Origin of the sequence: Methylomonas sp. LW13 (assembly GCF_016865255.1) — a bacterium.
Taxonomy (GTDB): Bacteria; Pseudomonadota; Gammaproteobacteria; order Methylococcales; family Methylomonadaceae; genus Methylomonas.
Genome location: NZ_CP033381.1, coordinates 218,812 through 235,917 on the forward strand (window position 1 = coordinate 218,812; position 17,106 = coordinate 235,917).

Consider the following 17,106-nt stretch of genomic DNA (forward strand, 5'->3'; position numbering starts at 1 on the left):
CTAGCGAAGTATGCGGCCGGTCTTCGCTTTGCAAGGTCTGAGGCGAAATTCACACGGCTTCTTCAAAGACAGGGTCAATGAAAATCTTCACATTCTAACCGAAAAATAACAAAAAGCAGAATGTCAATTGTGTGAATTAGCTAAGAAGGCTATTAGAACGGATTTGCAGCTCCCGGAGTTGCATCAATACATAAAGCGACTGCAGGCAAGGACAGTCTAAACCTTGCCGCTGGGCGGCGCGCACCGCGTTGCCGAGAATGGCTTCGGTTTCCATGGTCTGTCCGCGTTCGAAGTCCAGCAGCATGCTGGTTTTATAGGGTGGCATATCACAGGTCAGAGCAATGTGTTTTTCGACAATATCGGTCGGGAGCGGATGGCCGCAAGCCGCGGCAATACTGCAGACTTCCTGCATAACGCGGCGCACAAAATTTTCCTGATTCTGCAATATCGCCTGAGTTGCCAATCCGCCGGACAGTACCGATAGCGGATTAAACGGCGCATTCCACACGCATTTTTGCCAGCGGCTGGCGACAATATCTTCACTAATCGCGCATTCGATGCCGGCTTGTAGGAACAAATCGCGCAAATGCGATGTTTTAGGTTCGTGGCTATCTGACAGATTACCCAGAATCAACTTGCCGTAAGCCAAGTGGCTAATCTCGCCGGGAGCCAGCCGGTTACAGCAAATAAATGCCAAGCCGCTGATTAACAGATTGTCCGGGAAAGCTTGTTGCAGCTCCTGTTCAATCTCGACACCGTTTTGGATCAGCACAATCGCCGTGTGTGGAGCTACCGCATCGCGAAGCAGTGCCACCCGGTCGATATCCGGGGTTACCTTGCTGCATAAAATCAGGTAATCGGCTTGACCATCGTAATCGGCGGCATTGCGCAATACCTGACTAGGCATGAATTGCCAGCAACCCAAGTCATGGCTTTTTATACGGTAACCCTGTTGTTTGACGATGTGATAATCGGAGCGGCACACCACCGAGACCTCTGCGCCAACCTTAGCCAGCAGGCCACCGTAAAAGCCGCCGATAGCGCCGGCACCTACGATCAATACTTTGCTACTCATGTTTCGTCAGCCAGAATTTGCTTTAAAAACGGGATAGTTAGCTTGCGTTGCGCGGCCAAGGTAGCGCGGTCGATTTTTTCCAGAAGTAACCATAGCGCTGCTAAATCGTGAACATAATGATTCAATAAAAACCGCCCCACTGCCGGCGGAATGTCGAAGCCCAAAAAATGGGCTTTATAAGTCAGTGCCTCGATTAATTGATCGTCGCGCAAAGGCTGGATTTTTAAGGTCAGTCCCCAAGCCATCCGGGTTTTCAGGTCGGGTAAGTCAAAGCCCAAAAACTTTGGCGGGCAATCGGCAGCCAGCAGCAATTTATGATTGTTCTGCCGATGCGTATTATAAAAAGCAAACAGCGCGTGTTCCCAGTCGAGGTGGCCGGCCAGCGCTTGCATATTGTCGAAACAGACCAATTCCAGATCTTCCAGGCCGTCCAACAAGGTCGGTGCCGGCAAATGGTCGATGTCAAAAGCCAGATAGAACGGGTCTTTACCCGCCAGTTTGGCTTGCTGGCAACAGGCCTGCAACAAGTGGCTTTTCCCGCTGCCGGCATCGCCCCAGATAAAAATTTGCTGTTCCTGGCCGTTCTCTGCCAGGGCCTTTAATTGCGTGACGATTTCGGCGTTATTGCCGGGAAAAAAACTGGCAAAGGTCTGATCGTTCTGAAACTCGAATTGTAACGGGACTTGCATGCCGCCGGTGCTCAGGCTTTTTCCGCTTTGTAGACATACAGGCCGGCGCCGAAGCACAGCAGCAGGCTGAACAACACTTCCAGCAGCGCATAAGGCCGTTCTATTTGATTGACATAGGCTTCAGCGGCGCCATGCGCGAAATACGGTAGGCTCAAATAACACATCCAGGTGCAGCTTTTCAGGTTGCGGTTTAATAAACCTTTAAACGGCAGCAATAGCGGTCCGGCCGAGATTAACAACAGCAATGCAGTGGGCAACTTGTTCGATGGTGACAATAGCGTATGCCAAGCCATCATTAACAAAAACAGGCCGAAGAAGCCCATCAAGGCCGCGTAATAGTAATAGATTCGTTGCATGAGAGCGGCAAATGGCCAGAGTGATAGAGTTAAGCTGATCTATTATCACAAAGTCTCTGCAATAATGCAGTGTCGCTCGTTTTTTTAACCCACAAAGGACATAGTCATGATTCGAAAACTTTGCTCCATAACCGCTGCCGGCCTGATGAGTTTTAGCGTGTTGGCCGCCGATAGCTATACCATCGATAGCCATCACACCTTCCCCAGCTTTGAAATCAGCCATTTGGGTTTTTCCACGCAACGCGGCCGTTTTAACGAAACCAGCGGCAAAGTGACGCTGGATACCGCAGCGGGTAAAGGCAGCATAGACATCAGCGTCAACACCGCGTCTATCAGTACCGGTTTGAAGGAGTTGGAAGAGCATTTGCGTGGCAAGGAGTTTTTCGATAGCGGGCAATATCCGCTGATGGCCTTTAAATCTGACACGCTCAGTTTTCAAGGCGAAAAATTGGTCGGTGCGGATGGCATTTTGACCTTGCACGGCATCAGCAAGCCGGTACATTTGGACGTTGAGCACTTTTACTGCGGGATGAATGTCATCAGATTAAAGTACACCTGTGGCGCCGATGCGGTCGGCACGATAAAACGCTCGGAGTTTGGTATCGACAAATATGTGCCGGCAGTCGGCGATGAGGTCAAGGTGCTCATCCAGGTTGAAGCTGTTAAGGATTAAGTTGCCCAGCGCTTTGCTCAATGCCGAGCCAATCTTTACCTTGCGCCGAAATCGGGTGTTACACAACGCTTTTAATGCTTAGCCGGAGACGGGGATGGAAATAAGCTTAGCCAATGCGGCCGACATCCCGGCGCTTTGTCAGCTACTAGGCGAATTATTCAGTCAAGAAGCCGAGTTCCAGCCCGATTATGCCGCTCAGCATCGAGGCTTGGCGAGCATCATTGCCGACCCAAACATCGGCCATATTCTGGTGGCGCGGCATGAATGCCAAATTGTCGGTATGGTGAATCTGCTTTACGCAGTCTCCACCGCGCTGGGCGAAAGGGTGGCCTGGCTGGAAGATATGGTCGTGTCAAGCGAGGTTCGCGGCCTAGGTCTTGGTAGCCGGTTGTTGGAACACGCGGTCGCGTTTGCCCGCCAAAATGGCTGTCGCCGGCTCAGCTTGTTGACCGACGCCGATAATCTGCAAGCTCAGCGCTTTTACCAGCGACAAGGTTTCAGCGCGTCTCAAATGTTGCCCATGCGCTTGATTTTTTGAATAACAGTGCCGCATTGCGCAAAAATGGCCCGCTTTTGTGGTCGGGGGCAACGTGCGGATGGGTAATGATGTTTATCCCTGGGTTGCAGAAAACCGGCTGGCGACGATGTTTTTTTCCATGTCGCCGGTGATCATCAAGGAAGTGCAGCCGGTCCTGCTTAACAAATAGCCCCATTTGTCGCCGATTACTAACCCCGCCCTCAGCCCAAACGGTTTGGGGCGGTGGATGCGCGGAGTTTTCCGTCCATCCTTATCCTTAGCGGCTTTTAGAACTCATATTTCAACGAACCCAATACGCTGATGGGTGAACCTGGAATGCTGGTGTGGCGTCCACCCGACGTATTTGCGTAGTAATCCTTATCCAAAACATTATTGATGTTCAACTGCAAAGTCAGCTTGTGTTGACCAATGCGAGGGCTATACGCCGCCATCGCATCCACGCGAGCGTAGCCGGGCAACGAGCAGGTATTGGCGGTATCGCATGGCCGGCTACCAACGGCAACGGCACCTAAGCCCGCTTTAAAAGTATCGGTAAACTGCCAGGTACCCCACAGGCTGCCCTGGTGCTCGGGTACATTCTCCAAGCGATTGCCTTTTAGTCCGCTGAAGCTTTGCACATAATTAACCTGGGTATAGGCATACGTCCCCAACAAATGCAGTTGCTCGGTAATTTGCCCGGCCAGATCCAATTCAATACCTTTACTGCGGATTTTGCCGGCCAGAATCTGGTAGTCGGGATTGGCTTCGTTAGGATCGTCGGTTAGCAGATTGCTCTTGGTTAAATGAAAAAACGCCAGGGTCGATGAAAAGCGCTTGTCATGCGACTCTGTCTTGATGCCGATTTCATATTGCTTACCAATCTGCGGCTCAAAACTGGTGCCGCCGACGCTCACGCCATTGTTGCCGCTGAAAGATTTAGTGTAACTGCCGTAAATCGACAGCCAATCCTGGACTTGGTAAAGAATACCGGCTCTCGGGCTAAAAGCGTTGTCTTCCCGCTCTATCCGTCCGGCTTTGGCCGCATCCAGGGAGGCCGTCGAAGCGATAGCGCCGGTGGTGACGTTGTCGTAGCGGCCTCCCAACAAAATGTGCAGCTTATCAAATAGCGTTATCTGGTCCTGGGCGTATGCGCCCACCCACGATTCCTCGCGATAAAAGAATCTGTTGTAGGTCGACAAGGCGGCAAAGTTTACTTGCCCATAAACCGGATTATATATGTCGATAGAAGCAGCCGAGCCGTTTGCCGATGGCGCCTCGGTCGTGGCGTGAAAGCCGTCGACGCCAACCAACAGATTGTGCTTGCTGCCCAGGAGTTCGAATTTACCGTTCAAATCGATGTTGCCGGAATGGGTCCTTACATCTTGTACACCCACGGAGGCGGAACGATTCAGAATGCGGTTGTTAGCCTGTAAGCCACCGTTGAAAATGGCCGGACCGCTTAGCGACCAATCCTTAAACAGATAACGCTGGGTGATTTTCCAATCGTCGTTAAAGTGGTAAGTCCAGTCGTAGCCCACCAGCGTACTTTCCACGGTTTGGCGCTGAAAGCCATCTTTTAGGCTGCGGTCGAAGGGAATGGCTGCCGGGCGGTTGCCAATCGCGGGAATGCCGAAATCCGCGTTAAAGTTGTCATGCTTGTATTCAAGCTCGAGATTACTTTCGAACTTTTCATTCGGCCGCCAGGTAACGACCGGTGCCACAAACACGCGCTCGTTGCCGACAAAATCCCGGAACGACTGATTATCCGTGTAAGAGCCATTGAATCGATAAAGCAGCGTCTTGTCGTCATTAATTGGTCCGGTGGCATCGACCAAGGTGCGATATTGATCGTAAGAGCCGAACTGTTGTTGCAGAGAATAGTAAGCAGTATCCAGCGGTTTCTTGGTCACATAATTCACCAGGCCGCCGGGCTCGATCCGCCCGTAAAGCACTGCGGCCGGGCCTTTTAATATCTCCACCTGCTCGATATTGGCAATATCGTAAATGTCTTGGCGATTGAACAAGCCATTGCGGTAGGCATCGCCAAAACCGGAACCGGCAAGGCCGCGAATGATGAAGTTGTCGTACAAAAATCCCCCGCCCGTGCGGCCCAATACGCCGCTGACATGGCCGTTTACTGCGTCGGGCAAGGTCATGGATTGTTTGTCCGCCAGCACGGCTTTAGGCACTACCTGAATCGAAACCGGCGTCTGCATGATCGGGGTATCGGTCTTGGTGGCCGTCGTGGCATTGGGGCGGTTGTAATCGGTATTGTAGGGATCGGTGGCGTTGTAAACCGTCTGACCGATAACATTCACCGGTTGTAACATCGTCGCGTCCTTGCCCGCCGCCTTGATCGATACCGAACCGTCACCGGCAATCGCAAAACTCAGGCCGCTGGCCGACAGCAGTTTACTGAGTGCTTCGTTTAGCGTCATCGTGCCTCGTAACGCCGGTCCATTGCGGCCTGCCACACTATCGTGAGCGTAAAAAATTTGTACGCCGGATTGCGCCGCCAGTTTTGGCAACGCCGCCGCCAGTTCCTGGGCCGGGATATCAAAGCTGTAGGTGGTTTCGGTTGCCCGCACTTCGCAGGCAGTGGCCAATAAGGCGCCGAGCAACGCCGGTTGTATTAAAAACTTCATCCATCTTCTCCTTTTGCTTGGGTTTCCAGAATGAAACGCACCAAGCCGAAAAAGACGCCAAAAATTATTGGAGGGGAAGACGCGCTGTGCGGTCTTGGCGGCCTCAGCGTCCGGCCAATATTACCTGTCCCGGCGAAGGCCGCTGAATATTGACCGGCAGCGTCATCGCGATCACATTCAGCGCGCCGTCGAGATTACCGATATGGAAGGTGCCGCTGACCCTTAGCTTGGCCAGGCTCGGGTCGGCCAGGGTCAAGCGCGTGTCGTGAAAGCGTTCCAGTTCGCTTAATACCTCATCCAGCCGCCGGTTTTCGAACACCAGTTGGCCGCGTAGCCAGGCTGTGATAGTGGCCGGTTTGTCTTGGCTTTCCAGAAAGTCGCCGCGCTGATCGTAAGCGAGTACTTGATTGGCGCTGATTTCCCGGCTGCCGCTCGTCACAATCTTTACCGCGCCTTCCAGCACCGCGACAGCGACCTGCCGATTTTGCAAGCGCACGTCAAACTCGGTGCCAATATCAACGATACTGCCATGGCCGGCCTGCACCTCAAACGGCTGTTGCGGGTTGTGGGCCACACTAAAAAATGCCTCGCCCTTAATCAATTCAACCGAGCGCCGCCAACGGTTGACTCGCAGAGTCAGCTCGGTATCGCCGCTCAGTTCCAAACGCGAGCCGTCGGCCAGGTGTACGGTTTGGCGGCTGCCGCGCTCGGTTGCATAGTGGCGAGGGTAGCCGTACCAGCCGTACTCGGAAAAAGTCGCTATGCCCAAGCCCAATAGCAGCGAAGCGGCTAACGCCAGCGTGCTAAGGCGGCGCGTTCGCTTGTGAGGTGCCCGGTAGCTCAGCGCTTGCCGACGCACCGGAAAATCCCGGCCCTTATAGCGATCCAGTTTGTTCCAACGGCTGGCCAACTGCTGATAAATGCGTCGCCGGTCTTCGCCTAGCGCCAGCCACTCTGCGAAGGCCTGGCGATCTGCAGGCGTGCAGGTAGCCGAATCCAGCCGCAGAATCCACTCTATGGCTTGTTGCTGCAAAACGGTTGAGGTCTGGATGTTGGGCATGTTAAACAGAGGACATTAGGTTGCGCTTGCCGAGCATTATCACGTAGCCGCCCAACATTTAAAATCCGGCAAATGAAGCGGTGAGAAAAACCGCTGCCCCGCCCATGCGCTTAGTCATCCAACGAAGCAAAGCGCAGCAGAACGTGTTGCGCGGCGATCCCGAGCAAACGCACGGAATTACGTTCGGAAACGCCCAGTCGCCGGCCAATTTCCTTGTGTGACAATCCTTCCAGCCGGTAAAGCACGAAAACGTTGCGGGTTGCCTCCGGCAATTCCTGCAAAATGCTGTTTAAGGCATGCAACTCCTGCTGCGAGGCTAATTTATCTTCCGGTAATGGCTCGGGAGTCGGTATGGCATGCAGTACCTGGTCGTCGCCGTTGATTTCGGCATGAAAACGGTCGCGGACGTTTTGCCGGCGATGTTGATCGACGCTGAGATTGGCGATCGTTCGATATAGAAAGGCTCTGGCATTATCGATTGACTCCGGTTCGGGGTGCTGCATCAGCCGCAAATACGCTTCCTGTACCAAATCGTCGGCAAACTCATTGCCGCTACGCAGGCCGGCAAACACCCGGAGTTCCTGGCTATGCCGCTGAAATAGCCGATCAAACAGCGATGGTTTGGATTTTGGCACTAACAAGACTCGGTGACGAAAAAGATAACGGTTAGGCAAACTACCAAGCTGGGCTGGACTTAACGGCATGGCAGCCGGACCAATTCCGGTTTGGTGGGGTTGATCGAACGGAATACCTCGCAAAAAACATTCCATCCGGCCGGATTCAAATCGATAGACAGGTTTTGGCTGCGATTAAACCGTTTGCAAACAGTAGCTTGAGTTACCCGTAACGGTGGTTGCTTGTGTTTGGGCGGCGGGAGTTTTTGTGGAACCGGGTGCGTTAGATCACGCAAAATGGCTTTTAGATACGCCAAATCACACAGGCTTTTTCCGCATTATCAATTTCAGGGGCAATTGCCGAGCGCGGCATGCTCAAACCTGAGCAATCCTGCTGCCGTTAGTCGAGAATTCCCCCTTGTATTCCCAGGCCAGGTCCCTAACAATATCTTCAAGCAACGCAAGCATAGTTGGGAGCGAGTCATGGCGTTACAGCAAGAGCAAGACAGTTTTTATCTGAGCGAAGAGGAGTATCTGACCACGGAGATCCATTCCGACGTTAAGCGCGAATATATCGACGGCCGGATTTATGCGATGGCCGGGGCCGGCTATAACCACAACTGTATCTCGGCCAATATTTTGGGCGAGTTCCGAAACCATTTGAAAGGCACGCCCTGTGCAACGTTCATGGCCGACATTAAAGTGCGGATGGGTAAGGATTACGTTTATCCCGATGTACTGGTGGATTGCAGCAAAATGGCCGGCGACGATGTTTTTTCCACTTCGCCGGTCATCATCGTCGAAGTACTGTCGCGCTCGACCCGCAAAACCGACACCACCACCAAACTGCTGCGCTACATCAATTTGCCGTCCTTGCAGGAGTATGTGTTGATAGAACAGGACATCGTTTCGGTGCAGGTGTTGCGCCGGAACAAGCACTGGCTGTCGGAATATTATTTTTTGGGCGATGCGGTGACTTTCGAATCCATAGGTTTGACCTTAAACGTGGAAGACATTTACGACCGAGTCGATAACCGTGATATGAACGAATTCAGGCAAGAAAAGGGTTGATCCGTCGTCGGTGTGGGCGTCATAAACGTAAGTCGGGTTAGCGCGATAGAGCGTAACCCGGCCTATGTGACTAAAACTCCACCTTTACCGAGCCCAAGAAAGTCCGGGGCGCACCAGGCATGGTTTGGTAAATAAAATTACCGTAACCGTTGCTGGATGCGATGTATTCCTTATTCAAAAGATTTTCTATGTTGAATTGCCAGGTTATACGGGAAGGTCCGGCTTTGTGCTGGTACTTCAACATCGTATCGACGCGGGTATAGCCGGGTATTTCGAAGCTGTTATCGACATCCCCTGAGCGCTTGTCAACCACGTATACACCTGCCCCGGCGCTGAAGCCCTGTGCCCCCAGACCTGAAAAATCATAGGTGGACCATAAACTGGCGGTATTTCTGGGGATATTCTCCAGGCGATTGCCGGCTTTGCCCACGCCGCTGAACGGAGACTCGTTGCCGCTGGTGACAACTGCGCCGATGTAGGTATAAGTGCCAATGATGTTCCAGTAATCGGTCAACTGCCCTTGCAAGTCGAACTCGATGCCTCGACTGCGTGCCGCGCCGATTGTGGCGTAAAAGCTGTTGTTAGGGGCCGGCAGTTGCGATTTGATATTGCTTTTGGTCAATTCGAAGAACGCCAGATTGGCGCGCAATTGTCCATCCAACCATTCGCCTTTCAAGCCAAACTCCATTTCCTTGGATTTTTCCGGGGCGAAGGCGGAACCGTCGATAGGCCGTCCGGCATTAAAGGCGTTGAAGCCATTAACGTAATTGACGTAAGCACCCAGCCACGGCACGGGTTGGTACAACAAGCCTATGCGCGGACTAAAGTTGTCGTCGTCGGTGTGATTAGTGGAAACGCCTTGCGCATCGTAATTGCTGTGCATGGCATTATCGAAGCGTCCGCCCAGCAATAAATGCCATTGATTCCATAACGAAATTTGGTCTTGAACGTAAATGCCGTACCACTCATTGACAGTATCGTTCTGTCCTCCTAGCGGCAGGTCCAGCAACTCGGTATATCCGTATTGCGGGTTGAAGATATTGATATGGGGAGCGGTCGCATAAGCGCTAAACAGATTTCTGTTTTTGGAATGGTAGTAATCCGCACCCAGCAAAACAGCATGTTTCAACGCTCCCGTCTCGAAGTGACCGGTTATATCCACGGTGCCATAGTGATTTTGAAAATCGTCGCTGGTTTTGATAAACCCTCTAGCCAAATTTCCCAAAAGATCGGTATTTTCATTCGAAGAAGTCTGCGCGGTTAAAAACGTTTGGTTATGGGTTGAATATTTTGCCCGCACTTTCCAGTCTTGATTAAACTCGTGGGTCAGGGTTAAGCCGCCGGTATAAGCCTCTTTGTCGGCAAAGTCGGTCGGTTCGTTGCCGGAAAAGTGAAATGGAATTTTGCCGGGGATTGCTCCCGACTGCTGCAAGCTGTAAGGGATGCCGGAATCGGCGACGTCTTTAACGTTCTGATACATAAAATCCAGATCCAGCCGGGTATGGTCGGTAATGTTCCAGCTTAGGCTGGGCGCTACAAAGTCGCGGGTGACCGGATGATTGTCCCTAAACGTCGCGCTGTCCAAATGCTCGTAATTCAGACGATAGGCCAATGCACCGTCTGCGGTGATTTTATTGGTGGCATCCAGCAGGGTGCGGTAAGTATCGAAGGAACCAAATTGCTGTTGAAGCGAATAATAAGCATCGGTACGGGGCCGTTTGGTGACGATATTGACCAGACCGCCCGGTTGGGCGCGGCCGTACAACATGGCCGAAGGCCCTTTAAGCACCTCAATGCGTTCGGCGTTAGCCAGTGAAATAGGCGTGTTGGGAGTTAAAACGCCGTCACGATAAATATTATTGGTGTTGGCGAAACCGCGAATATAGAGATTTTCGTCTTTGTCGTTGCCGAAGCCCCAGCCTTTCGCAACGCCGCTGACGTTTTTCAGGGCGTTTTCCAGACCGATGGCTTGCTGGTCGTCGATGACGGCTTTGGGTAGCACTTGTACTGAAATCGGGGTATCGAACAGCGGCGTATCGGTTTTGGTCCCGGTCACGGCGTTGGAGACTGAGTAATCCTTGTTGTAAGGATCGCTCGGGTCACTCGTGCCTTTGACTAACACAGCGCCTAACGTTGTCGCATCGCTGCCGGAGGATGCTGGTTTCAACGTCACAGTACCATCTGCGCCAATACTATAAGTCAAGCCGCTGCCGTTTATTAACTGACGGACCGCTTCCTCGACGCTAAATTCGCCTCGCAGCGCCGGGCTGGTCTTGCCGGCGGCGGATTGTTCGGCATACAGCATCGCTCTGCCGGATTGATTTGCCAGTTGTTGAAGCGCGGAGGCCAAACTTTGGGCGGGAATATCGAAATGGCGTTTGTCGTCCTCGGCGTAGGCTTGCGCCGAGATCAGCGCGATTGCGGTCGCCAGGCGTTTTATCGTCAATGTCATGCTCCATGTCTCCATTGGTTAAGGTGTCATGGGCATAGACGCAGTCGATCAAAAAAGCCGCCAGCAAAACGATAGTTTATTTTGTGACGACCGGCGTTAAGGGCGAATGATTGAGTCGGCCTTAGGTATGGCAGCTATTCCCGTTTGGGCTAGGCGCTTTGGCTGTGCTCGGGGCTGGTGTTGTCAACGCCCGTTGGGTCACGTCTTAAACGGGTATGTAGCCAAGCTGCATAAAGGCGAACAGTTTTCAAACCCCGAGTCAATCATTCGCCCTGCGCGATGATGCCGCTTCCAGCACGATTTCGCGCTCGCCGACATGTTTGACTTTGACCGGCAATAACATGGCAACCGCGTTCAGCATATTGTCCAGTTGCTCGGTGCGGAAGCTGCCGTTGACGCGCAGTTCGGCCAGTTTAGGATCGGGCAGGCGGATTTGTACGTCGTGATAACGGCCGATTTCCGCCAGCGCTTCGCCAAGAGGCCGGCCGCGAAAAATCAGCTGGCCCTGCCGCCAGGCGGTTACGGTGGCGATGTCGGATTGCAAGGCTTCGACGAAGCGCTGGTCATGGCTATACGCCAACTGCTGACCGGCGTGCAATTCGCGGCTGCTGCCTTGGCCGGTCATTTCCACCAAACCGTCCTGCACAGCGACGCTGACCCGGTCGGATTGTTTGTAGACATCGAATGCCGTACCGATGTCGCGCACGCTGACATTGCCAACATGCACGGTGAATGGCCTTTCGGCATCGTGAGTCACGTTAAAAAAAGCCTCGCCGCGCACCAGATCGACATGGCGCTGACGACGGTTGAAATGCACTCGCACCTCGGTGTCGGTGTTGAGTTCCAGGCTGGAGCCGTCTGCTAGCGTCACGGTCTGTCTTTGGCCCTTGCCGGTGCCATAGCTATGGGGGAATCCGTACCAACCTTGCGGCGAGAATAACGCCAGGCCGACGCCCAGCAAGACAATCGCGGCAGCGCTATAGCTTGCCCAACGCAGCCAAACCGGCTTGCGAGTAGGCGGCCGGTAACGCAAGGCCTGGTTGCGCGCCAGGAAGGCCTGTTGTTTGAAGGGTTCCATCCAGGCCCATTGCGCTTCAACCTGTTGGTAAGCCTGCCCATGCAGTGGATCGGCTGCCAGCCAATCAGCAAATTCCTGGCGGATTTGCGGGTTGCCGGGCGCATCGCGCAGACGCAGCAACCAGCTTATCGCTTGCTCGCGGGTCGCTTGGCTGCAAGATTGAATGCTGGTCACGCTGGTCTTCTGTTCAATTGAGTGGGGCAGCAGTTTACCGGACATAGGCATAGACGGGCTAGACGGCAATTACCGCCAAGCGTGCTCCGGTTCTTCGCTGAGCTTGGCGCTGATGTGCTGCATTGCCAGCATCACGTAACGCTCGGAGCAACGTACCGAAATGCCCAGGCGCTTGGCGATTTCGGCATGGGAACAGCCTTCTATGCGGTATAACACAAAGGCGTGGCGGCGCAATTCCGGCAGTTCGTCCAACCAGCTGGAGAATTTCTCCAATTGCTGATGAGTTTGCCAATAATGCTCGGGCGAAAGGCTTTGGTCGGCAACATGCTCGATGTCTGCGTCGGCTTCATCGAAGCGTGCGCGCGTTGCGCGGCGGCGATGCCGGTCAACCGTTAGATTGGCGGCGGTCTGAAATAAAAACGCCCGGGGGTTTTGAATGGTTTGCGGATCGGGATATTGCGATAAGCGCAGAAAAGTCTCCTGCACAATGTCGCTTACATCGGGCTCTCGCGGCCAACGGCCGCGTAAAAAGCTGCCGATTTCGTGCGCGTGTTGCAGAAACAGCGTGTGCAGAAATCCGGAAAGGTCTTTGGGCATTGGCGATTGTTTGCGGAGGGACAGCTGGCGCGAAACCAGCAATGTTCAGGCCATGACGCTGAAAACGATCTGAGGTAGCGGTTTGCGCCGACCGCTACGCTAGCTTGCGTCGGTGCTTGGTTATACCCACTGATTGAGCGCTGTGTGATATGCCGCAGTTTTTGAAAAAGTCGCGGCATATCACACGGCAAAATTTTTGCGGTTATTTTGGCCGGCTCTACGCTTTTGCCGCCAGCGGATCACGCCGGTGACGAATAGAACCGGACAGGCCAGACCGGTGATAAACACCAAAATCCGCCCGGTCATGCCGAAGGCCTGGCCGGAGTGCAAGGGCCATTGCCAGTGGGTGAAGATTTCACAGGCGGTAGCAGTCGGCAGGCTGGGGTCGTCCAGGTCCAGAATCTTGCCGCTGTAACGGTCGATCACCGTGCAGCGGCGCTGCAAAATGCTGCCTGGCGCATCGACGCCGTCCTGGCACACCGTATAGGTTTTAGTCGGTTCCGCAGCCCCATAAATCCAGTGCGGACGGCCTTGCGGATACTGCTTAAAGGCAATCGCCACCGCCTCGTCCATGCCGATGGCCGGTGCATTTGGATAAGGCGGTTTGGATTGAAACCAGTAGCGGTAAGTCACCGGCGAGAACAGTTCCAGCACCGGCACCACGTTATGCGGCAGCACCATGTAAATCCCTGAGAACAGCACCGGCACCATCACCAAGGCGGTGTAAAATCCGCTGGTTTTATGCAGATCGTAATTGAAGCGCACCTTGCCGGCCTTGGCTTTAAAGGTCAAGGCGTTGCGCCAATGTCCGGTCAACGGCCACCAGACGACCAGGCCGGTCAAGGTCGAAATAATTAATAACGCGGCGGACATACCGACTATCGGCTCGCTGAGTTCTCCCGGAATCAACAAGGCGAAATGCAATTCAAACATCAAGCCGATAAAAGTGCTGGGCAGCCAGTTGCTGGAGCGCCTCTTGAGTTGCTTACCCGTGATATTAGTCGTATACGGGTCAACGGCAACTTCCCAGTTTTCCAGCGAGCCGTCAGCACCAGCAACCGCGTACCGCAGTTTGAAGGCCGCGAATTCGTTGCGCGGATAAGTGGCGAAGGTATGCTTCGCGGCTGGCGGCATCGCCTGCTTGCCGGCTGCGAAAATTTCCGCCAAGGGTCGATATTCGGCATGCGCCAGTGGCTGCACCGTCAACATCTCGGGATGCAACCATTCGTCGATTTCGGCATGAAACACCAGGATGCTGCCGGTGATGCCGTAAATCGACAGGAGCAAACCCAGCGTCAGACCCAACCATAAATGAACGGTCAGCCAGCGTTGGCGGCGGGCTTTCAGGCGAGACAACTCTCGGTTTTGCGGCTTGGATTGGATAAGCGTGTCAGGTTGATAGAGATTACTGTTCATGATGGGAGTACGGTTATCGTCAATATTCGAAAAAGAAGCCAGGGAACCAGATACTGCTCTTGTCCGGATCAAGCGCTGGCTGCCTTTCTTGCATAAGACGTTTAGGCGTAGGAAATCCGCATCGTATCGACCGGGTTTGGCGGGAACTAAGTGCCATTCCCACCGTCATTTCGGGCCGGAGCGGTATGCCCCGGCACGTTTAGGCCTACTAATTGACAACCCGCCAGTGCTTAAAACCGGTATTCCACGCCACCGAATACCGAGCGGGTCGCGCCGGGATTGAACTGGTCCAAATCGGCACCATTCGCATTGCCTAGAACCCACACCGACGACGCATAATGCTCGTCGGTCAAATTTCGGCCATCGACGAACAACTTCCAATGTTTGCCGTCATCCCAACCCATGCGTGCGCCCAACAGCGCATAAGGTTTGGCGGCCAGGGTGTTGGCGAAGTCCGCATAATTGGAACTGACGATGCGGGCATTGGGGCCGATGTAAAAGCCGCTGGGATGCTGGTACAGCGCTTCGACGAAAGCATTGTGTTCGGGAATGCCGGGCAAGCGGTTATTGCGAAGCGCGGGGTCGCTGTCAAACGTAAAGTCATTCCAGGTGTAGTTGCCGCTGAGCCGTAAGTTATCGCCCGACGCCGCCAGATTTAGCGGTAAAGTGGTTTCCAAGCCGAGTTCGACACCACGATGCAAGGTCGTGCTATCGGCGTTGGTGGAGGAAAAGGCCGTTGGATTTCTGGGATTGGAAACAATCAAGTACTCGTTGTTAACCCAGGACTGATAAAAAGCCAAGTCCCATTTCAAGCGCTGGGCTTGCCCGCGCGTGCCAATTTCCACGGTGCTGGCAGTTTGCAGATTTCGTTTGGGTTGGAGATAAATGTTGGCAAGATCGGCCATTTTTGGCGGTTCAGCGCTACGGCTGACATTGCCGTAAATCTGTGCTTCGTCGGTGGCTTGCCAAGTAAAGCCCAGCTTGGGGTTAGCCGTGAAGAAATCTTGATTGGCTTGGTTGCTGGGTCTGGCGGCACTAGCCACATAACCTTCGTACCGTTCGTAATTCACATCGCGATAATTCAATTGAATGCCGGCAATCAAGGTAAACCTGTCGGTCAAACTCAATTGATCTTCCATAAACGCTTCGACATTCAGCCAGCGGTCACGCTCCGCCGTCAACAACGGCCCAAGCTGTCTGCCGACGATGCCGTAGTTTTTATCGTTGATAAATTGCCATTGGGTCAGACCGCCCCAAACTACCCGGTTATTTAAACCCAATAACTGGCCGTTGATCTCATGCCGCCAGTTAAAGCCGACATCCTGCCACTGGTCGTGATTGCCGCTATCGGTATAGTCGTAACGATAGTTATTGATCGAGTAATAAGTGCCGACATCGAGTCGATCGCCGCCATGCAATTTTACCGAATGCTTTAGATCGAAGCGGTAAGATGAAAAGCTGTTAGGTAAGGACCAATCGTTGGGGTTTTGCTGGGGATTTTGGTCGATTTGTCGCTTGCTCAGCGTTGCCGGCCACAAGAAATTATGGTTTTGCGCATCGAAATACAAACGGGTTTCGTGATTTTCGTTCCAGCGGTAGCCGACATTGCCATGGCCTAAAAACTGCTCTTGATGATTGTTTTCCCGGGTCGTATCGGTATTGACGTAGGAAAACGTGCCGAAAACATCCAATCCGTTTTCAAACGCTTTACCGCCGCTGAAATAAGGTCGGTAATAATCGTTGGTGCCGCCGACGATGCCGATTTTCAACCCATTGGCGGTATACCCGGTCGGCGTGATGTAGTTGATGGCGCCGCCCAAATTGCTGCCGCCGTATTCCAAGGCATTGGCACCGCGATAGACTTCGATATGCTCGATAGCATAAAGATTGAGCGCCTCGACATCGAACGTCCCGTTGGCGTGAGTAAACGGCATGCCGTTGCGCAGAAATTTTATTCCGCGAATCGGCGAAATATCGGAATTGCCGTCCGAACCGCGGATGGAGATGCGCGATCCACCGGTCGCGCCGGCACTAATGTCGCCCACATAAACGCCCGGCGCCGTCGCCAAGGCATCGCTGACCGACAAGGGCGCGCCTTCTTCGATCCGCTTGCCGTCGATCACCGACGTACCGCCCGCCACGCGATTCAGTTTGATTTGCGATTCTTGGAGCGATGGCGTAGTCAGGCTTGGGCTTTCGCTTGCTAAGGCTTTACCCGTCACCGTCATCGTCGGCAAGGTTGTCGTACCGGCGGCGGACTGCGGTTCCACCGCCGCCGCCTTTTCCAAGGTGACGGTATTGCCGTTGCTGAACCGGTACTGCAGCCCGGAGCCGCGCAGCAAGTTCCGCAGAGCCTGTTCCGGCGTATAACGGCCGATTAATTCCGGCGCGGTGATGCGCTCGGCAATGTCGCCTTCATACAGCACTTGCAAGCCGGTGAGTGCGGAAAACCGGATCAGCGCGGAGGACAGCGCTTGGGAGCGAATATCAAAGGTTTGCGCGGTTTGCTCGGCAGACAGGATAACAGTAGGCGTCAATAGGCCGGCAGCAAGTGCTACGTAGAGTGGGGCACGGCAAGTGTGTGCGGGGTATTTCATGCGTCTATCTCCTTTGTCGATGGCAGGTGTTACCGACAAAGACGACGCGGGTTCGGGCTTACCCTTAGTGCCGAGAAAAATATTTTTATATT

At 53.6% G+C, this 17,106-nt stretch carries 14 protein-coding genes; 3 read left to right on the forward strand and 11 right to left on the reverse strand.

From position 1 onward, the window contains the following. Positions 1-136: 136 nt before the first annotated feature. Genes JL719_RS00950 through JL719_RS00960 form a run of 3 tightly spaced genes read right to left on the reverse strand, consistent with a single transcriptional unit; the run spans position 137 to position 2,120 of the window. Complete coding sequence (locus JL719_RS00950) at positions 137-1,075, reverse strand: ketopantoate reductase family protein (protein ID WP_033158285.1); 939 nt, start codon at positions 1,073-1,075, stop codon at positions 137-139. Then, on the reverse strand, positions 1,072-1,764 hold the full coding sequence (gene hda, locus JL719_RS00955) for a DnaA regulatory inactivator Hda (RefSeq protein WP_033158284.1): 693 nt from the start codon (positions 1,762-1,764) through the stop codon (positions 1,072-1,074). Before hda ends, JL719_RS00950 begins: the two co-directional genes overlap by 4 nt. Positions 1,765-1,775: 11 nt before the next feature. Continuing rightward, a complete protein-coding gene (locus tag JL719_RS00960) occupies positions 1,776-2,120 on the reverse strand; it encodes a DUF2069 domain-containing protein (protein ID WP_033158283.1) in 345 nt (114 codons plus the stop codon). A 106-nt stretch (positions 2,121-2,226) separates the two neighbouring features. On the opposite strand from JL719_RS00960, the gene JL719_RS00965 reads away from it, so the two are divergent. Beyond that, on the forward strand, positions 2,227-2,793 hold the full coding sequence (locus tag JL719_RS00965) for a YceI family protein (RefSeq protein WP_033158282.1): 567 nt from the start codon (positions 2,227-2,229) through the stop codon (positions 2,791-2,793). A gap of 94 nt (positions 2,794-2,887) precedes the next feature. Beyond that, positions 2,888-3,331, forward strand: coding sequence for a GNAT family N-acetyltransferase (locus tag JL719_RS00970; protein WP_033158281.1), 444 nt, complete (start codon positions 2,888-2,890; stop codon positions 3,329-3,331). 266 nt (positions 3,332-3,597) lie between these two features. Here the strand turns inward: JL719_RS00970 and JL719_RS00975 are convergent, their stop codons facing one another. From JL719_RS00975 to JL719_RS00985, 3 genes are all read right to left on the reverse strand, one after another. Then, the gene (locus tag JL719_RS00975; protein WP_033158280.1) at positions 3,598-5,955 is read right to left on the reverse strand and encodes a TonB-dependent siderophore receptor; all 2,358 of its coding nucleotides are present in this window, start codon (positions 5,953-5,955) and stop codon (positions 3,598-3,600) included. Between the two features lie 103 nt (positions 5,956-6,058). After that, positions 6,059-7,015, reverse strand: coding sequence for a FecR family protein (locus JL719_RS00980; RefSeq protein WP_033158279.1), 957 nt, complete (start codon positions 7,013-7,015; stop codon positions 6,059-6,061). Between the two features lie 110 nt (positions 7,016-7,125). Further along, entirely contained in the window at positions 7,126-7,650 is a 525-nt protein-coding gene (locus JL719_RS00985; RefSeq protein WP_033158321.1) for a sigma-70 family RNA polymerase sigma factor, read from the reverse strand. 462 nt (positions 7,651-8,112) lie between these two features. Between JL719_RS00985 and JL719_RS00990 the strand changes: the two genes are divergently transcribed. Next, positions 8,113-8,700 carry a Uma2 family endonuclease gene (locus JL719_RS00990; RefSeq protein ID WP_033158278.1) on the forward strand — a complete coding sequence of 196 codons (588 nt, stop codon included), beginning with the start codon at positions 8,113-8,115 and terminating at the stop codon, positions 8,698-8,700. Between the two features lie 70 nt (positions 8,701-8,770). Here JL719_RS00990 and JL719_RS00995 read toward each other — a convergent pair whose 3' ends face one another. From JL719_RS00995 to JL719_RS01015, 5 genes are all read right to left on the reverse strand, one after another. Then, positions 8,771-11,152 carry a TonB-dependent siderophore receptor gene (locus JL719_RS00995; protein WP_033158277.1) on the reverse strand — a complete coding sequence of 794 codons (2,382 nt, stop codon included), beginning with the start codon at positions 11,150-11,152 and terminating at the stop codon, positions 8,771-8,773. Positions 11,153-11,411: 259 nt separating this feature from the next. Further along, positions 11,412-12,404, reverse strand: a complete 993-nt coding sequence (locus JL719_RS01000; protein ID WP_033158320.1) for a FecR family protein — start codon at positions 12,402-12,404, stop codon at positions 11,412-11,414. Positions 12,405-12,473: 69 nt separating this feature from the next. Then, complete coding sequence (locus JL719_RS01005; protein WP_033158276.1) at positions 12,474-13,001, reverse strand: RNA polymerase sigma factor; 528 nt, start codon at positions 12,999-13,001, stop codon at positions 12,474-12,476. A 180-nt stretch (positions 13,002-13,181) separates the two neighbouring features. After that, entirely contained in the window at positions 13,182-14,417 is a 1,236-nt protein-coding gene (locus tag JL719_RS01010) for a PepSY-associated TM helix domain-containing protein (protein ID WP_033158275.1), read from the reverse strand. Between the two features lie 230 nt (positions 14,418-14,647). Further along, entirely contained in the window at positions 14,648-17,014 is a 2,367-nt protein-coding gene (locus tag JL719_RS01015) for a TonB-dependent receptor domain-containing protein (protein WP_033158274.1), read from the reverse strand. Positions 17,015-17,106: the final 92 nt, after the last annotated feature.